Source organism: Congregibacter litoralis KT71 (assembly GCF_000153125.2).
Classification (GTDB): domain Bacteria; phylum Pseudomonadota; class Gammaproteobacteria; order Pseudomonadales; family Halieaceae; genus Congregibacter; species Congregibacter litoralis.
In genome coordinates this window covers 4,218,247-4,239,530 of the sequence record NZ_CM002299.1, presented here as the reverse complement: position 1 = coordinate 4,239,530, position 21,284 = coordinate 4,218,247, and the positions used below count along the sequence as shown (strand labels likewise).

Annotated in this window: 16 protein-coding genes; 10 read left to right on the top strand and 6 right to left on the bottom strand. The window is 58.0% G+C overall.

Annotated features, from left to right (window positions below):
- Positions 1–81 precede the first annotated feature (81 nt).
- On the bottom strand, positions 82–2,190 hold the full coding sequence (locus KT71_RS19110) for a hypothetical protein (RefSeq protein ID WP_023660373.1): 2,109 nt from the start codon (positions 2,188–2,190) through the stop codon (positions 82–84).
- Positions 2,191–2,388: 198 nt separating this feature from the next.
- On the opposite strand from KT71_RS19110, the gene KT71_RS19105 reads away from it, so the two are divergent.
- The 4 genes from KT71_RS19105 (at position 2,389) to KT71_RS19090 (ending at position 8,009) form a co-directional block, all read left to right on the top strand.
- Positions 2,389–3,150 carry a hypothetical protein gene (locus tag KT71_RS19105; RefSeq protein ID WP_008293672.1) on the top strand — a complete coding sequence of 254 codons (762 nt, stop codon included), beginning with the start codon at positions 2,389–2,391 and terminating at the stop codon, positions 3,148–3,150.
- Complete coding sequence (locus KT71_RS19100; protein ID WP_008293673.1) at positions 3,147–5,333, top strand: tetratricopeptide repeat protein; 2,187 nt, start codon at positions 3,147–3,149, stop codon at positions 5,331–5,333. Before KT71_RS19105 ends, KT71_RS19100 begins: the two co-directional genes overlap by 4 nt.
- 172 nt (positions 5,334–5,505) lie before the next feature.
- The gene (locus KT71_RS19095; protein WP_008293674.1) at positions 5,506–6,525 is read left to right on the top strand and encodes a hypothetical protein; all 1,020 of its coding nucleotides are present in this window, start codon (positions 5,506–5,508) and stop codon (positions 6,523–6,525) included.
- 23 nt (positions 6,526–6,548) lie between these two features.
- Entirely contained in the window at positions 6,549–8,009 is a 1,461-nt protein-coding gene (locus KT71_RS19090; protein ID WP_008293675.1) for a DUF4174 domain-containing protein, read from the top strand.
- Positions 8,010–8,041: 32 nt separating this feature from the next.
- On the opposite strand, the gene KT71_RS19085 is transcribed toward KT71_RS19090, so the two are convergent.
- The 5 genes from KT71_RS19085 to KT71_RS19065 are packed head-to-tail and all read right to left on the bottom strand — an operon-like array spanning position 8,042 to position 12,487.
- The gene (locus tag KT71_RS19085; RefSeq protein WP_008293676.1) at positions 8,042–9,157 is read right to left on the bottom strand and encodes an aminotransferase class V-fold PLP-dependent enzyme; all 1,116 of its coding nucleotides are present in this window, start codon (positions 9,155–9,157) and stop codon (positions 8,042–8,044) included.
- The gene (locus KT71_RS19080) at positions 9,154–10,341 is read right to left on the bottom strand and encodes a PrnB family protein (RefSeq protein ID WP_008293677.1); all 1,188 of its coding nucleotides are present in this window, start codon (positions 10,339–10,341) and stop codon (positions 9,154–9,156) included. Before KT71_RS19080 ends, KT71_RS19085 begins: the two co-directional genes overlap by 4 nt.
- 11 nt (positions 10,342–10,352) lie before the next feature.
- Positions 10,353–11,396 carry an aldo/keto reductase gene (locus KT71_RS19075; RefSeq protein WP_008293678.1) on the bottom strand — a complete coding sequence of 348 codons (1,044 nt, stop codon included), beginning with the start codon at positions 11,394–11,396 and terminating at the stop codon, positions 10,353–10,355.
- Positions 11,384–11,737: a TIGR04076 family protein gene (locus KT71_RS19070; RefSeq protein WP_008293679.1), complete on the bottom strand. Its 354-nt coding sequence runs from the start codon at positions 11,735–11,737 to the stop codon at positions 11,384–11,386. The genes KT71_RS19075 and KT71_RS19070 overlap by 13 nt, the downstream gene beginning before the upstream one ends.
- A gap of 21 nt (positions 11,738–11,758) precedes the next feature.
- Positions 11,759–12,487 (bottom strand): hypothetical protein, encoded by a 729-nt coding sequence (locus KT71_RS19065; RefSeq protein ID WP_008293680.1) that lies wholly within the window; start codon positions 12,485–12,487, stop codon positions 11,759–11,761.
- Between the two features lie 229 nt (positions 12,488–12,716).
- On the opposite strand from KT71_RS19065, the gene KT71_RS19060 reads away from it, so the two are divergent.
- The 6 genes from KT71_RS19060 to KT71_RS19035 all read left to right on the top strand — a co-directional run bounded on the left by KT71_RS19060 (position 12,717) and on the right by KT71_RS19035 (position 21,278).
- On the top strand, positions 12,717–14,957 hold the full coding sequence (locus KT71_RS19060) for a TonB-dependent receptor (protein ID WP_238549443.1): 2,241 nt from the start codon (positions 12,717–12,719) through the stop codon (positions 14,955–14,957).
- 19 nt (positions 14,958–14,976) lie between these two features.
- Entirely contained in the window at positions 14,977–16,872 is a 1,896-nt protein-coding gene (locus tag KT71_RS19055; RefSeq protein ID WP_023660370.1) for a DUF885 family protein, read from the top strand.
- Between the two features lie 39 nt (positions 16,873–16,911).
- Positions 16,912–18,201, top strand: coding sequence for an amidohydrolase family protein (locus KT71_RS19050; RefSeq protein ID WP_008293684.1), 1,290 nt, complete (start codon positions 16,912–16,914; stop codon positions 18,199–18,201).
- A gap of 42 nt (positions 18,202–18,243) precedes the next feature.
- On the top strand, positions 18,244–19,548 hold the full coding sequence (locus KT71_RS19045; protein WP_008293685.1) for an NRAMP family divalent metal transporter: 1,305 nt from the start codon (positions 18,244–18,246) through the stop codon (positions 19,546–19,548).
- 126 nt (positions 19,549–19,674) lie between these two features.
- Positions 19,675–20,367: a phosphoadenylyl-sulfate reductase gene (locus tag KT71_RS19040; protein ID WP_008293686.1), complete on the top strand. Its 693-nt coding sequence runs from the start codon at positions 19,675–19,677 to the stop codon at positions 20,365–20,367.
- A complete protein-coding gene (locus KT71_RS19035; protein ID WP_008293687.1) occupies positions 20,367–21,278 on the top strand; it encodes an SDR family oxidoreductase in 912 nt (303 codons plus the stop codon). Before KT71_RS19040 ends, KT71_RS19035 begins: the two co-directional genes overlap by 1 nt.
- Positions 21,279–21,284: the final 6 nt, after the last annotated feature.

Here is a 21,284-nt window from a genome sequence, read left to right as displayed (position 1 = left end):
CAAGTTTTCGCCCAGGAGTAGACGTGCACAGACCAGGTGGCACGGCGCAACGTTTGCTTCTTAGCGCTCCCGGCCCCGCCATTACTCCTCGACCACCCATCCCTCGCGCAGGAGTTCCTGCCACAGCGCCTGAAATTCCGCGGAGTCTCGAACAGGGTCGTAGTATGCGAGAAGCAGCTCCAGAAAATGCCAGGCACCGCTGGGCTCATCCAAACTGTTGCGAAGACAATCGGTGGCCTCGGTGGCTGCGCCGGCGAGGGCCAGCAACTGGCAAATTTGATTGCGGCGGAGCCATATGGCCCGATCAACTTTCGGGTCACTCCACAATGGTGCTATGGATTCTGCGACGAGTTCGGATCGTCCTTCTGCGTGGGCCAGCAAGGCGCCCGAGAGTGGGTTCATTGAGCCTAGATACTCATCGGGAGTTTCTGTGGTGATCGTTAAGGCCTCTTTTGCTTCGGCGAGAAAGTCACCCAACGTAGCCTGATCATCCATGATAAGCGCGTTTAGCAGGCCCATCTCCAGCGTCAGTGACAGCTGTCCCGGAGGCGGGGCGCCTGCGTATGCGTCGGCCGCGGGCAGATAGCGCGTAAGGGTCTCCGTGGCCTGTGCGTACTTGCCTTGGGCGGATTGCAGTTCCCAAAGTAGCAAGGCGAGATCGAAGGTTCCTCTGTCAAAGGCATGGGGTTTTTCGAGTATCGCCTTGATGCTCTGCTCAAGGCGCGGCAGGCTGTGATGACCGGCGAAGGCCAACTGGCTGCGCAACATTGCGAGGTTCGGGTCCTCGGTCTCGAGCGTGTTGGCCACTAACTCTGCCTGTTTTTTTGCTTCGTCATAGCGATGCATGACCATCAGCCGGACTACCAGCGAGCGCCCCAGTTCCGCATCCGTCGGTGCCAGCTGGTAGGCCCTCTTTGCACTGGCCAGCCATCCTTCAAAGTCGCCCTGGCGTCGCTGAATCCATGATTGAATACTGACCAGCTTTGGGTCGCTGGGGGCGCGCGTCTGCGCCTTCTCTATGAGGGCGTTCGCGCGCTCGTAGTCCTCAAGCACGTAGTAGAAGTAAAAACTCTGGGCGGTGTAGTGATCCGCCGAATCAGGGGCGATCTCTCCGATGCGAGTGATCAGTTCTTCCACTCTGGGCAGGGCTTCTTTATCCGGGTTTCGGAACATGCGGAGGGCAAGGGCATTGACGAGCTCTACCATGGGGCGGGTGAACTCGGGATCCAGGGTAAAGGCCTTTTCCAGCCCCTCGGCAAATGTTGGCAGCGTGGTGGCATTCAGGTGGATCGTGTCGCGCCACTGCATGATTTCGTGATACGCCCGGTAGGCCGCGAGATTGCTGGTTGGGATAATATCCAGACTGTCACTGTCGTCTTCCGTCAGGGTGGTTTGGAGCGCTGTACTGATGGCCCGGGCAATTTCAGATTGCACTTCAAAAATATTGTTGGCGCTGAGTTCCCGGTCAAAAGTCTCGGCCCAGAGGTGCTCATCGCTGCGCGCATCAATGAGCTGGGCATTGATGCGAATCTGATTGCCCGCCACGCGAACGCCACCTTCAAGAATGGCATCGGCGCGGAGCTCCCGTCCGATGTCGGGTATAGCCTTCGTGGTGTCCGCGTACTGCAGCACCGATGTCCGTGAAATCACCCGCAGGGTAGAAATTTTCGAGAGGCTTGTGAGGAGGTCGTCGTGAACGCCTTTGGCAAAAAACTCACCGTCCTCGGTACTTCCCAAATGGGCAAAAGGCAGTACGCCGATCATGGGCGGACCCTCGCTCCGCTCCCAGTCCCCGGCGTCGGCCTGAGTGTCTGGATTGCCCGAGGGGAGGGGGATGTTTTCGGCATTCTGTACCACGCCGTAGCCAATGACGCCCAAAACGATGAGGAGGCTAGTGAGAATCAGGTAGTCCGAAGCCCGAAGGGGAATGCGCGCTTCCAGCTCTTCGGCACTGGCCGCGGCTGTGCGATGGATGCCATCGCTGCTGATATCAAAAAGCCAGCCAAAGATCAGGGCGACGGGGAAGCCCCCTATGGCAATGAACAGCAAATAGCGGATGTCGCTCTCCGCAAGGCCCAGCGCGGGAAACAATACATCGGCGATTTGTAAAAGACCCCAGGCACCCAGGATGTAGAGCGCTGAGGTGCGAAAAACGCGGCGTCGTCTGAGCTCGGTTAAAAAGCTGCCCATGGATAGTGCCTGCATGACAGGGGATAGGGTTCGTGCACATTGTGTGCGAGTCGCAAAGGGACATTAACAGAAACAGCGTTTACATTGTCGGGGAGCACCGTTAGCATCCAAGGCAACTCTGCTCATGAGGTCGGCTGGCGCTCCCCTGGTATTGCACCTCCAAGGAATCGCCCCCTTGACGATGATGAACACCACGCCATGAACAAATACCTCGCGATTATTGATCTGAGAACGCTGGTGCTGAGCATCGTTTGCGTTGTCGTGACCTACCTGTGCTTTGAATTCAATATCGCCTATGACCTGAACATCACCCTGTTCAGTATTGCGGTGATCTTTCCCCTGGTGTTCACCATCCGCGAGGCGTTTAAGCGCCGGGACAACGCCCTGAAGTTTCTCAGCCAGTTCAAGTCGGGTTTGTGCTCGGTGCATTACTGTTTTGAGCAATGCCGCAAGCTCGATGCTGCGGCTTGCGCCGAAGTCTCTGCCCTATTGGACAAGGCCTCGTCACAGTTTTTTGATGCCCTTGGATCGGAAGATTCCGATATCAGGCCGGCGGAAGATACGGTGAACGAGATCATTCACTTTATTCAGCGCAACAACGGCGCGATCTCCAACAGCCTCGCTCTAAAAATTATTCGCTTCGTGCAGGACGTGAACGATGGCATGGAAAATACCATTAGCCTGAAGATGCACGGTACGCCCATCAGCATGCGGGCCTACTGCCTGGTATTTGTATTTTTGTTTCCCTTTGTTTTTGCCCCTACCGTTGTGTACCACCTGCCCGACGCCCCGGTGGTGCTGACCTATGGTTTGAGCGTGCTCCACGGCTTTATTCTCATTACGCTCTATAACGTGCAGGTGCAGATGGAAAACCCCTTTGACCAGATCGGCCTCGATGATATTCAGCTTGATGAGTTCCGTTTTCGTGCGCTGGAGCCCTCGAAGATAACCTCCCCATGATTAAGCTCATTCGCGAGTTGCGTCAGCGCCGCGTGTTTCGTGGTGCTGGCTACTATCTCCTCGGGGCCTGGGGTGTGCTTCAGGTCGGCGACGTGATCGTAGAGCCCGCGGGTTTGCCCGGCTGGAGCATGACGGCACTCCTCTACCTGCTGATTCTCGGCTTTCCCATAGCGATGGTGCTCAGCTGGCGCTATGACATTGGAGAGCACGGCATTGTCCGCACCAAGAGCATTGGCGACGATACGCCTGCTGAAGGCCTGCGCATCGTGGATTACCTCCTTCTCGCGGGTCTCGTGGCCGTTAGCGGCGGTGCGTTGTACCAACTGCTACCGGTAGCGCAGCAGGTCGATCAGGCCGAGCAGGCACAGGTGGAGTCGGCGGGCCCCGCGCTTGCTGATCTGCCGCCTAACTCCATAGCGGTGCTGCCCTTTGCGGATATCAGCCAGCAGCGCGATCAGGAGTTTTTGGGGGATGGCATCAGCGACACGGTGATGCACGTGTTATCTCAGATCGCCGATCTGAGCGTCACCGCCCGCACCTCGAGTTTCGCTTTTAAAGGGCAGAACCGGAGCGTGACGGAGATTGCCAGCATGCTCGCTGTGGCCCATGTTCTCGAAGGGAGCGTGCAAAGAGCGGGCGATAAAGTGCGCATTATTGCCCGACTGATTGATGCTCGCGTGGGCACGGAAGTGTGGTCCGGTTATTACGATCGCACCCTGGATTCGATCTTTGCTATTCAGGATGAGATTGCCCGGGAAGTGGCGACGGCCCTTACCAAAGAGGTGCTCAAGACCGGCGAGACCCAGCTCGTGGATAACGCATATCGCCCGGATCTTGAGGCCTACGAAAAATTCATTCTCGGTAAACAGCAGATGGAGCAGCAAAGCAGACCTGCGGCCGAGAATGCCAAGCGTTTGTTCCAGGAAGCCATAGATATCGATCCCAACTACGCCATGGCGTATGTCATGCTGGCTAACGCCCAGTATCAAAGCGCCGGGATGCAGGGTCGTCAGGCCATGATCCTGTCGGCGAGCGAGCTTGTCGCTGAGGCGCTTGATCTCGATCCCCAGCTGGCCGAAGCCCATGGCATGAGCGCGCTTCTCCTCAGTTTGCAGAAGCGTAACGCCGAGGCCCGTGCGGCGGTCGATCGAGCGATTGAGTTGCGGCCAAGCTATGCGCGGGCCTACGCCACCCTGGCATCCCTGCTTTACGCGGAAGCCGATTTCGATGGTGCGCTGGCACAGATACGCAAGGCCATTGAGCTTGACCCTCAGGAAGATAGCTTTCGCTTGCAGCTGGCGAGGTCCCTCTGGTCCGTCAGCCGGGCGGAAGAGGCTGTTGCCATGGTCAAAGAGAGCATTAAGCGAAACCCCGGAAACCCCAGCAACTATGGCTATCTCGCAAGATGGAGTGGTCAGTTGGGTGATTTGGGGCGTGCGGCTTACTGGCAGCACCAGGCGGCGCTGGTTGCTGGCGATGACCGGGCGCTGGTCTGGCGAGAGTGTTCCAGCCTGTTACAGTTATGGGCCCTTGAAAAAGCGCGAAGCTGTCTTGACGGTTTTCTTGAAAACCATCCTGACGATGTCGAGGCGAAGCAGTTTTTGGCGGTTGCCACTGATGACGTACAAGCGGGCATTGATAACCTCAAGCCCAGAATCGAAGCGAACCCCAATCTCTGGTACCGCCGCTATCAGCTATCGGATTGGTTGATTGCTCAGGAACGCTGGACTGAGGTGGTGGAAATTTTGACGCCGGCATCGCCGGGCCTGCTGGGCGAGGCGCCGAAGGTGCAGGATCAGACCGTATGGGCAGCGGTGAACCTTGCCACGGCCTATCGAGGGCTTGGCCAGGAGGAAAAAGCCCGCGTACTCAGTGAGGCGGGATTGGCGTTCATTGATCAGCGTCGTAAGTTGCAGGCGAGTGGCTATGTTTCCGGGATTGAGGATTCCCATTTTCTGATGCTCCTCGGTCGGGAAGACGAGGCATTGGAGCGTTTGAATCGAAGCGTTGCTGCCGGCTGGCGCTTCTTTTCCGTGGTCATCAAGTTTCATCCACTCTATGACCCCGTGAGAGACGACCCCGAGTTTCAAAGAGCCATTGAGACACTCGAAGAGGATATGGCGGAGCAGTTGGCCTGGTATGAGGCGCATCGTGACGACCCTATAGAGAGCGTGGGTATCTAGTTTCCTCGTCGAGTGCGCTGCTGCTTTACGTCGAGGTTTGCCAGCCATCCTCACGGGTCCTAGACTGCGCTTAGTTGCTATTAACCCACGGGATGCTGTTTCCATGCGTTTTCCTTTGCCACTACGTTCTGCCTTGGCTATACCGCTACCTTCTGTTTCTTCGACTATCCGGTTGCTGCGATGTTTCCTGGCGAGCTTTCTTCTCCTGTCGTCGTCACAGCTGTTTGCGGCGCCACTTTTTGATAGCGATCAACAGCTGGCGATCACCGTTTCTGGCCCCTTCGAGCGCATTGACAGAGAGCGCGATAAAGAACAGGAATATCCGGGCAGTCTGAGCTACAACGACCCGGAACTGGGCCCCAAGACCCTGGATGCCAAGTTCTCCGTGCGCGGTAACTTTCGCTTGCGTAAAGATATCTGCAGTCATGCGCAGCTATGGGTGAATCTTAAGAAAAGCCAGGTTAAAGGCACGCTCTTTGCCAAGCAGGACAAGCTCAAGCTGGTGGTGCAATGCAAAGATCCCGATCGCTACGCCGAGTACATCGGTCGGGAGCAGCAGGCCTACCGGATTTTTCAAACGCTGTCGGATCTGAGTCTTGATACCCGCATGCTTGAGGTCACCTATGCGGACTCCGAAGGCGGTGATGCGCGCACGCAGATCGGTTTCTTTATTCAGCACCAGAACCGTCTCGCTAAAGAAAACGATATGACAGTGTTTAAGGAGATGCGTGCCGACAAGTCTCTGCTCAATCCCGAGCGCAGTGCCCTGGTTGCTCTGTACATGTACCTGGTTTCGAACACGGATTACTCTTTTATTGCCGCCGCGCCGGGGGAGACCTGCTGTCACAACATCAAGCTTCTCGAAGCGCCGGATGGCGGTCTCTACCCCTTGCCCTACGACTATGATTCCACGGGGTATGTAAACACCTCCTATGCCGAACCCGCCGGCGGCATCGGTCAGCGCAAAGTTACCCAGCGCATGTACCGCGGGTACTGTGCGCCGGAAGAGCTCACGGCGGGCGCCATCGAGCACTTCCAGGCAAATCGTGATGCCATCTATGCCATTGTCGAAGACACCCGCTTCGTCACCGAACGCTCGGTGAAGCGCACGCGAAAATTCGTCGATAAGTTTTACGATGTTCTGGATAACCCAAAAAAAGTCCGTCGGGAAATCATTGAAGAATGCCGATAGCGGTGTCTCGGAGTCCTTTTTTGATGCGCTTTTTGCTGCTGTGTCTCGCGGTGCTCATGGCACCGTTTACCGCTGCGCAGTCCGATTGGCAGGGCGTAGAGCGGGTGGTCGCTGTCGCCGACCTCCACGGTGACTACGACAATTACATTACGGTTTTACGCCAGGCCGGAGTGATTGACCGCAGGGGACGCTGGGATGCAGGAAAAACCCACTTGGTGCAACTGGGCGATGTGCCTGATCGCGGCCCCGATAGTGACAAGATCATTCGCCACCTGATGAAGCTTGAGGAGCAGGCGGAAAAAGCAGGTGGCAAGGTCCATCCCCTGATCGGTAATCACGAGGTCATGAACATCACCGGCGATCTCCGTTATGTGCATCCTGGTGAATACGAGGCGCTTACCAGCAGAAATTCCAAACGCCTGCAGGAAAATTACTTCGAGCGGGTGGCTGCCTACCTCAAAGAGAATAAGGGCAAGGATTCCGTTGATGAGGCCTTTCGTGAGCAGTGGTTCAAGGAGCACCCGCGGGGCTTCGTAGAGCATCGTCAGCATTGGCATCCCGAGGGGCAATTCGGCGCCTGGGTTGCCAGCCACAATACCGTGATACGCATCAATCGCAGCCTGTTTGTCCACGGTGGCATCGGTCCGGACTATCTCAAAGCGTCCATGGAGGATATCAATGACACGGTGCGGGAGGAGCTGCGCGCTCCCGACGGGGCAGATCGCCGGGTGGTGGAGGACGAGGAGGGCCCCCTGTGGTATCGGGGGCTGATCATGGGGGAGGAGACAGACAAGATCGCGGCGCATGTCGACGCGCTCATGGAACGCTTCGATGTGGATCGCATCGTCATGGGGCATACGCCGGGTTTTGGCACCGTCGTGCCGCGCTATCACGGGCGGGTGCTTGCGGCCGATAGCGGGATCGCTGAGTACTACGGCGGGAATCTCGCCAGCGTCCTTATTGAGAATGGGCAGGCATTCACTCTCCAGAGCGGCGAGCGGGTCGCTATTCCTGATGAGGATGCCGGGTTGCTCGCGTACTATCGTGCCATCGACAAAATCTCACCGGATATCAACAATCTCAAAGTGCTGATTCAGCGTCTGGAAGCGGCCGAGGCCGCTGAGGGGTCGGCCATGCTCCATGAGCTTCGGGACCTCCAGTGGACGCATCGTGTTCTCGTGATCCACGAGCCCGAAGCATCTGATCAGCTGCGCGATGTGTTCCGGGACAATCGCGAGGCCTTTGATGAGCGGCGACTGGCCTGGTTCATGATTGCCGATGGCGAACTTCAGAGCAATCTCGACGGTCGTGTTGGCCGGGACTTACTGGAAAATATTCGAATTCAGCTCAATCCGGCGGTTAATGAGGTGTTCCTTGTGGGCCTGGACGGCGGTGTAAAGCTGCGAGACAAGACCCTCGATTTGAACGCCCTCTACGCCACTATCGATGCCATGCCCATGCGTCGCGCCGAGGTGCGAAGATAAAGCGCCGGGCCTGGCGCCTTAACCCTGAGCCCTCAGGGCAGGCACTCAACAACGCGGGCTATATCCTGGCCGTCGTTGTAAAAATGCGGCGACAAACGAATACCCTCTTTGCGCACATCAAATTGTAATCCCGCCCCGCGCAGGCTCTCGGCAAACCGATCCTGACGCTCTCCGAGCTGTAAAACCACGGTCCCGCCCTGGGCTGCAGGCGCTATCGGTGACACCAACCATTGGGGATTGACCTCACCGCAGAGCGCTTTGAGCAAACGACGGTTGTGATCTTCAATGTGCCCAAGTCCCACTTCGAGCAATGACTCCATGGCATGGGCCGCTACAAGGGCCGGGGCCACGCTGGGGGTGCCGCCCCAAAAGCGCAGGGCATCACCGGCGTACTCAAAGTGATGGATATCGAATTCAAAGGGATTGCTGTGGGAAAACCAGCCTACCTCCGTGGGTTCACAGGCGGCCAGCCGTTCGGGGTTCACCCATATAAAGCCGGCACCGGGTCCGCCGCACAGCCATTTGATGCAGGAGCCGACAATAAAATCCGCATTCCAGCGACGGGCATCCACCGGGCGCACACCGATGGATTGGGCAACATCCACCACGCTGATAGCGCCACAGTTGCGGGCGAGTTCGGCAAGCTTCGCAGTGTCATGGCATTCACTGGTGTTCGAATGCACGTGGGTAAACACAACGCAATGGACCCGCTCGTCGAGGTACCGCTCCCAGACGTCCGGATCCAGAGTGTTCGCGCTTTCGGGGATGATGACGAGTTCAAAGCCCCGGCGTTCTGCGATGGCGAGAACAAAGCCCAGGGACGGGAAGGCTCTCTCGGCGATGAGTAGTCTATTGCGACGGGGGTCCGCGGGCATGGCGTTGAGCACGTGGCTCAGTCCCGAGGTGACGCTGGGCTGGGGGCAAATCATCGCTGCCTCATGATTAATCACCTCGCCAAGGGCGGCGCGAAAGCGGTCAAAGGCTTTCATCCAGTGCACCCACACCTGGTCGTCACTGGCGACCCAGGGACCGAACAATCCTTCGGAGAGTGCAGCGGCGGCATCCCTGGGCGGAAGACCCGCCGAGTGATTCAGCAGATACCCGCGACCCGGAGGCCAGCCCTCGGCGAGCTGCGTATCGTCTGTCATGAGGCGGCCTCTCCCAGCGCCGAGCGGATCGCGGCAATATCTTTATAGCGACTTTGGATATCGTCCCGCGGCGCTGCCGTGCGCAAATCCCGGAGTTTCTGTAATGCGGCCATGAGTACCTCCAGGGGCGGACCGCTGGCGGTGATATGGGTCAGGTGCTTCTCATCCAGTGCTGATGAGGGTTTTTCGATAAAACGCTCGACGAGCTGATCATGATGCTGGGCTGCAGTGCGGCCGTGGGCTTCACAGACCTTGAGGAACAAGCGCGCGTTCTCCTCAAAGTAGCGGCCACAGCTTCCCGGTGATTTAAGCCCCTCGAGAATCTGATCCATGAGACTCTTCCGGCGCATGCTGTCCCGCAGACGTGCCTGATCCTCGGGCATCATGTACAAAAACTTGTCCACAAGTAGCTGGGAGTAGGAGGGATCTTCCGCGCGGCAAAGACCCAACAGGAGATCTATCTCGTTGATGCCGGCAAAGTCGCCGGCATTGGCGCCGCGGTACTCACTCTTACCCACGCGGTAGGGTTTGTAATAGGGGCGCACGGAGTAAAAGAACCGCGCCGGATCCAATTGCTCAAACAGTTGCTCGTTATAGCGGGCGACATCCTCTAAAGTCTGGTGGGCCGCCAGGAGGAGATCAGCGGTCACGGGGTGCGTGATCCCCAGAGGTACGGTTCTCACCAGAGCATCTGCGGCGCGTTTGTAGGCAAAGATTCCCCGGGTATTGAAATCGAGAAACAGAAACTCGTCCTTGAGCTTGGTAAAGCTGCGATACACGCCGTTGCTGGCCGAGTTATGTGTGGACAGATGGCTGGTGGCAAAACGGGGAGCGACGCCCAGAGATGCGCCGATGTGAAGCGCAAGCCCCGAGGCTTCCACAAGGGGGGAGCTGCGTTCCCGCGAGGGTTCGGTGATTCCATGGCGGCGACAGGCACCCATGTACAGACCCACGTTGCCCAGGAGGGAAAAAGCGGCTTCGAAGCCTTCGTCGGTATTGCCTTCTTTGTGCAGACCTATGATGTGCGCGCGACCCTCATCGTGTAACAGCTGGCGCAGCGCTTCTCCGCCCGCGCTGGTGTCGGCACGGTCTTCCTGGGCGAAGTACAGCGCCTCGAGCTCACTGTTGATCTCAATGAAGCTGGAACGTATCCACTCGTCGTATCGCTGGGCCTTGACGCTCATGCCGGCGCTTCCTATTCGGCGTTGAGGTTGTATTTCATGATGCTGCCGTGACGCCCGTTTTTATCCCGCTCCAGGTCAAAGACGTCGTCGGCCGGCACCTGCATCTGCCCTTTGACGGCCAGGATGGCGTCCCGATCCTCGTCATCCATTTGCAAGGCAAAAACCTCTTTGTAGCGATCAACATGGTCCGCATTGCGGGAGCCGATGATGACCGCAGCCACCCGTGCCTGCTCGAGGACCCAATTTGACGCGACGCTGGCGATGCTGACGCCATGCTTCCTGGCGATGCGATCCAATGATTCCAGCAGCGTCTGAAACAGATCCCAGCCCCCAATCTCATCAATCATCAATTTGTATTTGATGAGCGAGCGATTGCTGAAGGATTCGGGTTCGGGCTGACCCAGCCAGCGGTTACTCAAAAATCCCCCGGCGAGGGTGCCGTAGCACAGGAGATGCATATCGTGCGCCGCGCAGAGGCTCAAGAGCGCTTTTTCAGGTCTGGGATCCAGGAGGGAGTATTGAACCTGGGTTGTGCTTAAGGGAACGCCGGCATCGAGAATCTCCCGCGTCCTTTCCGTATTGAAGTTCGTGAGGGATAAAAGTTCAATTTTGCCGGCCTGATGCAATTCCCGAAGCCAGACGGCCGCTTCCACAGCCCCGGCGATGGCATAGTTCCACCAGTGAAACTGCACCATGTCCAGTCGTTCCAGCTTGAGGCGCTGGAGGGAGCGATCAATGATTGCCTCCACATCCGACTTCTTGAGTTTTCCAAGCTGATCATAGTCCGGGACGTATTTTGTGTGGACGCGAATCGGCAGGGGGTCCCTTCGGGCCTTATTGGCGGCGACAAACTTTCCGATAATCGCTTCCACACCGGTGTAGATATCAGCGCAATCAAAGGTATCGATGCCGCGTTCCACGAAGGCGAACATATCCGCTACGGGATCAGAGGAGATTGCGTCGCTGTGTCCGTCGGAGAGTTGCCAGCCTCCCTTGATGACACGGGATATGTCGTAGGATTCCGTCAGGGCGTAGCGCTTGATCATTCCTTCCATGGATTGTTCTCGGGCAATGGTTCAAGAGTGGTCTCGGAGCGTGTGAAAACCTGCTTGCCGATACGGTTTATGCGAAAGCGGGCCCCGCAATGGGGGTCGGGACAGGCGATCACATGGTCCGTCGCCATCCAGTCAAACTCATTGAGGGGGCGTTGTTTGCTCGGTAGTAAAGGCAGCAAGGCCGACAGTGCATAGAGAGAGAAGGGTTTGCCCGTCTCGAAAAAGAGATTCTCGCCACGCACTTCAAAGGAGCTGCCCAGTTCGTGGCCACAGACAAAAGGCTTGTCGCCTTCGATGGTCTCAACTCTTAGGTCGTAGAGCGTGAATTGGGGGTCGTCCATGGAGTGTCCTTAAAGCCTTTGCTACTGCGGAACGTTACTTATGATCGGGAAGCTTCTGCCATCTGCCAGGGTCAGTGCGGCGTCGCTGAGCGTTGCCGATAGCCGGTGGTCGCGCAAATTCTTTACCTCCCGGCCATCGCTTTCGGCCCAGCGGATGGCGCTCATGGCCAGAAGCTCGCCATTTCTGCTGTAAGTGCCATAGCCCGTGACCGCCTTATCTTCGTCTCCAATCACGAGGATAAAGTAGTCGTCCGCAAGGGCCAGACTCCCGTTGCTGAAGTTGTAAATGCGGGTTTTTTCGGCCTCGCTGATCAGCGTGAAGGTCTGGATAGTGCTTGTACCGCCACCGAACTGCAGGGTCAATGCCTCGCCCTCGCGGCTCACCTTGAGGTCGTGTTCCAACGCCCCTGCGGAGGTAATCGGCGTATCCGATGCAGGATCCAGACTCAGGGTTTGATCTGAGCGCAGGCGAAGTCCTGCGCCTCCGGCCCAATAAGGCCCCGCGTGGGCCATGGAGCCCTGCTTCGCAAAAGGTTCACCGTTAAAAATGCTCTGCTGGAGAAACATGCCCTCACGGATCAGAAAGATGCCCGTAAGGGGGAGGGATTTGCCGTCCCGGGTAATCAGATCAGTGTATTCCCAAAGGCCCTCTGCGGCTTCGAGGGAGCTTCTGTCCCGGGGTTCCTGGGCAGAGACGGCGGCGACGCCGAGGACCGATAGAAAAACGAGTTGTTGGAAAATCCGCAGCATAGCAATACATCCGGCGCTTAAAAAAAACAGGGCCGAAGCTTAGCATGAGGTGTCGCCAGGGAGAGGACACGGGGCACCGCAGCCCCCGCGGGAAGGGGCAATTTGCGGCTGTGGCTGTTCATGGCCTGAGCAAAGGCATACTATTCTTTGCAAAGGCCGCGCGCTAAGAGCCTCACGCCCGACACCACGATCAGGGCACGGACATCACTTCAGGAAAACGGGGAAAAAGATGAGCAAAACGACAAGGAGCGCCGGAGCGACTTTGGCTTTGGGCGGCAATGGATTTGTGCCCGCGGTTATGGCGGCAGCGGTATTCGCAGCTCTGGGTAACGCAAATGCGGCCCACGCCCAGAACGCGCCGGCTTTGGAAGAGGTCGTTGTAACGGCCCAGCAGCGGGAGGCGAGCCTCCAGGATGTGCCTATTTCCGTATCGGCTTTCAGCGATACGGATATCCAGAAAAACATGTTCCGCGATGTCACGGACTTTGTAGCGCGTACACCCAACGCCAGTTTTATCACCAGCGGTGCACGATCCCGCCGCGAGATCAGCATGCGCGGCGTCACCAATTTTGTGGGCGCCAATAATGCCCGTCGCACCTCATCCTTTGGCTTTTACGTCGACGGCTTCAATCTATCGAGCAGCAGTATCAACCCACCGATCATGGATATCGAGCGCATCGAGGTGCTCCGCGGTCCCCAGTCGACTTACTTTGGTGCGAACGCCCTCGGCGGTGGTATCAGCGTGACGACAAACGCACCCAACACGGATGAGGTGAGTGGCTATGTCATGGCCGATTACGGCCGTTTCGATAGCATGGATATCGAAGGCGTGCTGAATGTACCCATTGTGAAGGACAAGCTGGCAGCCCGGGTCAACTACAAGAATTACAGCACCGATGGCAACATTGAAAACATAAATCCCCAGGGTGGCGGCAACGATGCGGACTACGAGTATGTTCGCGCCACCGTGCTGTGGACACCGACGGAGAATCTATCCGTCACCCTGAACTACAGCGATGCCAGCGAGGACGTGGGCATGCGTGAGGGCGTGCCCTCGGGCGTCCTTTCAAGTTTTGGTAACGTGCTTTACGGGGACACCGCCGATCCCGATGGCGTGGGCTTCTTCCCGCAGAATGACAGCAAGGTGAACTTCAACGCGCCGCAAACCGTGGGTACGGAGTTTGAGTACGCGATTGCGCGGGTGGACTACGATTTTGCCGATATGCGCTTTACCAGCATCAGTGGGTACATGGAGTCTGACTTTTTTCTCCGGGGCGATATCGACGGCGGCAGCATCGATTACTTCCAGGAATTCCGAACCATCCCCCGGGAGTCCATCACCCAGGAATTCCGTCTCCAGAGCATGGATGACTCCAGGTTGCAGTGGAACGTCGGCCTTTACTATTCCGACGATGAAGGCTTTATCGACAACAAGACCTTCGTAGGCGGGGCGGAGATCTTCGGCATTCCCGAAGGCTTCCTCATCGATAGCGAAGAGACCTTTGGTAGCTCCGAGGTCTACGCGGTGTTTGGTCAGGTGAATTACGCCCTGAGTGATAGCCTGACCCTCACCGTTGGAGGACGCTACAGCGAAGAGGAGATATTCGCCGACATCTCCGGCTTTGGCGGTGGCGCTGTTCAGGAGCAGACCTCGGAAGAAACTTTCACGGACTTTTCGCCCATGGCGTCCATCCGCTACGACCTTGGCGATGATGCCTCGGTTTACGCGACCGTTGCCAAGGGCTTCAAGTCCGGTGGTGCCCAGGTGACCGGTGATCCCGAAGTGAACAGCTATGATCCCGAAGAGCTCTGGAACTACGAGATCGGCTACAAGGCCGAATATCTGAACCGTACCCTGCGGGTCAATGCCGCGGCCTTCTATATGGACTGGACGGATCAGCAGACTTCCCAGCAGTTCTCGGGCGTCGATGAAAACGGCGACTTCTTTATCTTCGGGGCCGTAGGTAACGCCGACTCTGCAGAGTCCTATGGTGTTGAGCTGTCCATTACCTCTGCGCCCACGGCGGGCCTGGTGATGAACCTGAACGTGGGCTGGCTCCAGGCGGAGTACGAGGACTTTACAACGGTGATTGATGGAGCTCCCCGGGTGCTGGATGGCCTGACGGTGCCGAACTCCCCGGAATGGACCGTATCGGCTGACGCCGAGTACAGCTTTCAGTTGACCGGCGATCTCGATGCCTTTGTCCGCGGCGAATACATTTACCGCGACGAAATTCGATCGTCCATCGACTCCCTAATTCGTGAGGGCTTTCCCTGGGAAGTCCCCGCTTATGACATCTTTAATCTGCGTGCCGGTGTAGAACACGAGAACTACACCGTCGCTTTTTATGTCGAGAATCTGTTTGACGACACCTACTTCACCAACTCCTATCAGAAAGCCTTCATGGGTGGTCTGCATATTGAGCCGGGTGTGCAGCGCTACGGTCTGCGAGCGCGCTACAACTTCTAGCGTGAGTTAGGAGGGGCCCGTGGTTTTTGAGCCTGGTGTTGAGACGGCGCGAATAAAAGCAGCGGGAGCACCCCGGTTCAAGCCGGTGCTCCCCGTTGCTGCAATGCTCTGCTTTGTCTGTTTCCCAATGCCGGGCATGAGCGCGAGCCCGGAAAAAGCGCCTGAGTCTGCTGTGGAAGCAGAACAGCAGGGCGTTTTGCCTATGGGCAACCCTGCAGACAACACCGGCCTGGATTTTGATCGTCTGTCCTCAGCGTATATCGATGCCTGGCGTAAGTTTTATCCCTCTCGTGCCTTTGCCTACGGCGATGCAGCCAGCGCCAGGGCTTTCGAGGATTTCAGCGAGGCAAGGTTGTCGCGATGGCTGGCACTGAACAAGGCCACGGAGGAATCTTTGCAGGCCGCGCTGTCGTCTGACGAATCGCTACAGGCGAAGCATCAGACCGACGCCCGGGTGGTCCTTGCCCAGGTGCAAAACGAACTGGCGACATGGGTCGAAGACCAACCGCTCACGGGGCAGCTCAGTGTACGCCGAGCAGGTATCTCAGGCGCTCACGCATCTCTCGTGCGGGAACAGCTTTCCGAAGAAGTGCGCAGCGAGGCGCTTATTGCAAGACTGCAGGGCGTGGCCGGGCTGTGTCGCCTGGGTGTGAGTACCCTGTCGTCGGGGAACGCCCTGCGGACCCGCCGCGCCCTGAGTGTGCTGACAGGGAGTATGGAGTTTTACGGCAGCGGTCTGCCCGAGCTGGTGGCCGACTGGCCGCAGCCTGCTCAAGGACAGGGCGTCGAGGATGCCATCGCTGAGGCGCTGGCCGCGATGTCAGCCCTGCAATCGCATTTGGAGGAGCAGATCCTCCCTCTGGCCAAGGCGCAAGCGGCTATCGGTGTTGATGCTTATACCGCAAAATTGCGGCGCCGCACCTCCGGGCTGTACACCCCGGCAAAACTCCTTGCCGCAGCGGGGGAGGAGCTCCGGACTGTGCGCGCCCTCATGCATCAGGAGTCTATTCGCTGGGCGAATGCCAGTACCGATGATGCGGAGCGGTTTCGTCTCCTCGAGCTCAATGATGACGAGCGCCTCGACGAGGCCCTGAACGCCATGGAGGCGGAGCGACAGGACAACAGCGCTGCCTTCCTGGACAGTTTCACGGAACTCACCTTTGCCGCGGAGCGCTTTGTGGAGCGGCAGCAGATCGCCACGGTGCCCAAGCCGACCACCTTGCTCATCGCGCTCTCACCGGCGCATTTCAGCGGTGCCGCCGTGGGCGGTGTGTACCCCAGCGGTCCCTTTGATCCTCAGGCGGACACGCTCTTTTACGTACCGTCGGTCCCCGATGATGCCCCCGCTGAGGTGAAGGAGGGCTTTTATCGCTCTTTTAACACCCACTTCAACACTATGATTCTTGCTCACGAAATGTTCCCGGGCCACTACCTTCAGTACAAGGTGGCGGTGACGGAGGCCCCCTCGCTGCGATCTCTGTTCTCCAATGGTTCCTATGTGGAGGGCTGGGGGAGTTTTGTGGAGGAGCTCATGCTGGATGCAGGCTGGGCGGGGAATGCGCCCCTGACACGCCTGGCCCATCTGCGAAAACGCCTGGAGAATGCTACCCGGGCTTATGTGAGCGTGCAGGTGAATACCGCCGCCTGGGGCGAGGCCGAGGTGCTGCGTTTTGCCCGGGAAGAGGGGTTGTTAGCACCGCAATTCGCGACAAATTTATGGCAGCGGGTGGTGAATTCGCCCCTGCAGATCACGGATTACTTTACGGGCTTTAAAGCCTTTAAAGATCTCTATGGGGCCTACGAGTCCCAGGCCGAGCGTCCCCCGGTGCGAGCCTGGGTTGATGCTGTGCTCCGGGCGGGCCCCATCCCCATGGCCTTCCTCGAAGCCGAGATAGATCGACAGATACGCGACTAACTGCTGCCGAGGCCGGCACATCACCACAGGAATACAACCATGAAAACTGTAGCCAATGCTTTTTTTATAGCGGTCCTTCTCCCCCTGCTGTTGTTTGCCCGCACCGCCGTTGCCCTCACCGCCATTGTGGGAGGCACCGTGGTGGATCTGGAGGGTGGAGTCCCCCTAAAAGACGCTGTGATTCTCGTCGAAGGGGAGCGCATTACAGCGGTGGGCAGTAAAGACGCTGTCGCGATTCCCGAGGATGCCAGCACAGTCGATGCAACGGGGCAGTGGATCATTCCGGGCTTGATGAACATGCATGTGCACCCCGGCCTTATTCTCCCGGGCAAAATGGCCAACGAGCTGTCTGATGAGACGGATGCGGCTCTGGCTCTGCGCATGGCCGCTGCGGCGCGGGGCATGCTCTCCGCCGGGGTCACGACCATTCGTATCCCCGGCGACGACCGCCATGCCGATCTTGCCCTTGATCGCTCCATCCGCAAGGGTGAGTCCATCGGGCCGCGAATTTTTTCCGCGGGAGAGTCCGTCATCATCACCGGGGGACACGGCTCCAGCCCCGGCGTTCTCTACGCTGATGGCCCCGATGAACTGGTCAAGGCGGCGCGGCAGCAGATTAGTCTGGGAGCGTCCTGGGTGAAGATTCTGATTTCCGGTGGTATCGCCACCGACGGTGGCGACATTGCCGAGGCGCTGATGACGCCGGAAGAAATCAACGCGGTGGTGGATGCGGCGCATCGCTATGGCGCCAGGGTAGCCGCCCACTCGGGATCTTCGGCGGCCACCACCGTTGCCGTCGATGCCGGTGTGGACAGCATTGAGCACGGCTACACCCTGGATAAAAAAGTACTGCAAAAAATGAAGAGTGCCGGCACCTGGCTGGTGCCTACCATTGTCGTGAGTCAGCCGGCGACCGCACCATTCTTTGAGCGCATTGGCTCGCCCCAGTGGTATCTCGATCGCCGCGACTCCGTAGGTCAGCAGCACTGGGAGGCGCTCCGAACGGCCATCGCCGTGGGCGTGAATATCGGTCTCGGCACGGATCAGTTACCTCAGGAGCCCAACGATGGGACCACGGCTACGGTGCGCGAGGCCGAGTATTACGTGGAGGCGGGTATGACGCCCCTGGAGTCTTTACGCTCCGCCACGATTCAAACGGCAAAAATGCTGGGTGAGGAGGACTCCCTGGGATCTATCGCGGAGGGCAAGTATGCAGATTTGCTGTTTGTGGACGCGGACCCCGCACAGGATATCAGTGCCCTTCGCCGCATCCACTTTGTGATGAAAGGCGGCGCCATCTATCGCGATGACCATGGGCTCGCACCGTGAGGGCTGCGGCGTGTCCTTGCCCGGTTTTAGGATGATGCATTGATGATCGTCCGACTCTTTAGCAACCTCGTGGGGCCGGCGGCGGTGATGGCCGCCGGTACCATGGGCGCCGGGGCCGTGGCGTCGTTTCTTCTCGCCGGTGCGTGGTTTCGCTATGACCTCTTATGGGTGATTGTGGCGATGCTGCCGGTGTTCGTTGTCTCCGTCGATACGGCCTCCCGTATCGGTGCTCTCAATCCGACGCAGGGTATGTTCACCCTGGTACGTAGCCGCATCAGCGCGACTCTGGCCTGGTTGATTCTGTTCCTCGTGGTCCCGGTGCACTTTCTGGTCACCATGGGACAGATATCGGTCATGTCCTCGGCGTTTCAGACCTTGTTGGGAGTTGGCAGCGGGCGGGGCGGTGCACCTATGTCTTTGGGTATTGAGGTGCTGTTGTCCGTGGTCCTCTCCGGCGCCGTGCTGTGGTTGGTGTTTTCCCGCGGCTATCAGCGCATGCAGCGGGTGATGACCCTGCTCATGGTGTTGATGTTCCTGTGTTTTCTGGTGGTCGCGCTGCGGGGGCTGGTGGAGCTTCCGGCGATTCTGGCAGGCTTTGTTCCCTCGCTTCCCGAAGACTTACCCGTGCCCGGCGGCGGTGCTCCCCGCGTTGCTACCAGTTCCATCATCGCCATGGTGGGGGCGGCGGTGGCGCCGGCGGCGTTGTTGGGTATGCCCTACATGTGTGCCGATGATGGTGGGAGTCGTGACGAGCTGAAAAAAGCGTTCCGCCAGGCCATCATCAATATGGGTTTTGTCTTTGGTGCCTATGCCATGTTCGTGGTGATCGCCGGGGGTTATGCCCTGTATTCATTGCCTGATCATGCGGATTTCGCTGACGTGGCCCAGGCATCTGCGGTGTTCAGGGATGCCTTGCCCGGGCTGTTTTCTACCCTGGGGCCGATGATCTTCTCCCTCGGTTTGTTTACCGCGGCCATGACCACCCTCGTGGTGGCGGCCCAGGTCACCATTTATTTCATGTTGGACATGGCGGGGAGGGAGTGGCGCTTCACCGCAGACAACAAACTCTATCATCGCGTGCTGTCGGGGTTTGTACTCGCGGCCGCTGCCCTGGCGCCCTTCTGGGATTTTCCCGCCCTGCTCAAGGTGATTTTGCTCATGGGCATCAATGTCATCGTGATCCCCCTGGCCTTTGTCATTGTGATTGTGCTGGTGAACAGCCGCGCGGTGATGCGCGAGTTCCAGGCCGAGTGGTGGCGTAATCTCGTGCTGGTCATCGGCTTACTCACGTCCATTGTTCTGGCGGTAGACAAGGCGCCCCACTACTTTCAGCTCTTGATGGGTTGAAGACAGCCAGGGTATGCCCCCCTCGCCTGATATTCCCTTCAAGCATTAGCAAGAAACAAAGCTGTCTAATACTCCTGCGCTCAATGCCAGTAGACTGCCCGCCTCACGAAACACAGCGAGCAAGAAGTGGATATTCTCGACAAAAAAGATCTGGAAGCCCGCGCCGATAAGGTGGTGGAGCAACTGCACAGCTATCTCGATGCGGGGAAGAAAGTCTTCACCACCAGTTCCTTCCAGTCTCAGAGCCTGCCCCTGCTGCACATGATCAGCCGCGTGGATCGGGACATTCCCGTTTACTACACCAATACCGGGTTTTTGTTTGCCCAGACTATTCGCTTTGCCGACCAACTGGCGGATCAACTGGGCCTCAACGTTATCCCTCTTCGTCCGGAGGTTCCCAAGATCAAGCAGCTGGATCGTGAAAAGCGCTTTCTCTACGCCTCGGATCCGGACCATTGCTGCTATCTGAACAAGGTACAACCTCTGGAGCCCGTGCTGCGCGATAACGACATCTGGGTCAACGGCGTGCGTTCGGATCAAAGCTCCGTGCGCGCTGCAATGCAGGTGGAGGAGCCCGCCCAGCACGGCTGCACGCGATTCCACCCCATGTTGGAGTGGGATTCGCGCATGGTGTACTTCTATCGCAAGAATCACGACTTGCCCGAGCATCCCATGGAAGCCCAGGGTTATCTCAGCATCGGCTGTGAGCCCTGCACCATGAAGGCCTTCGGCGACGGGAATTCCCGCAACGCCCGCTGGTTCGGTATGAACAAGACCGAGTGCGGTCTGAACACGACGCTGGTGTCGGGAGGCAACTGATGAAAGTCATGGTCACCGGTGGTGCCGGCTACATAGGTAATGAGCTGGTTTATCGCCTGTCAGCAGAGCCGGGCGTCAAAGATATTCTGGTGTACGACAACCTGTGCAAGGGCAACTACAACCTCTTTACAGGTTTGCGCAAAGTCCCGGGAAACAACGTGCGTTTTATTCAGGCGGATATTCTCGATTCCCGCAGCCTGCGCAGCTGCATGGAAGGCATGGACGTGGTTGTTCACCTCGCCGCCAAGGTCGAGACGCCCTTTGCTGATCAAAACGCCCACGACTTTGAACAAACCAATCACTGGGGCACCGCCGAGGTGGTGTACACCGCTGAAGAAGTGGGTATTGGTCGTCTGATCTATCTCAGCAGTCAGTCCGTGTACGGCCAGGGCGACATTACAAATACGGAGCATCCCCGGGTGCCCAACAGTTACTACAGCATTTCCAAAATGCGCGGTGAAGACCATGTGATGCGCCTCATGGAGAAGATTCCCGTGCAGCTGCTGCGCTGCGCCAATGTTTACGGCTACTCAAAGAATCTGCGTTTTGAAACCATGGTGAATCAGTTTGTCTTTGACGCGCACTTCACCAACCGGGTTGCGGTGCATGGAGATCCGGCCCACACGGTCAGCCATATCAGCGTCTATCGCCTGGTGGAGGTTCTGGCCCGCATGATCAAGCGGGACATGGACTCCGATGTGTATAACCTCTCCCATCGGGATTTCTCGTCCATGGATCTCGTGGATTCCCTGAAGGAGCTGTACCCCGAGCTCGAAACCATTTTCGTGGATCAGCATATCCCTCTTTACGATCTGACCATGAGCTGCGATGAGCGTCTCCTCGAGATGCTCCCGGGCGGCTCCACCATGACCGAGGATTTGGTAAAGTTTCGGGAGTTGTTCACCTTTTAAACGGAG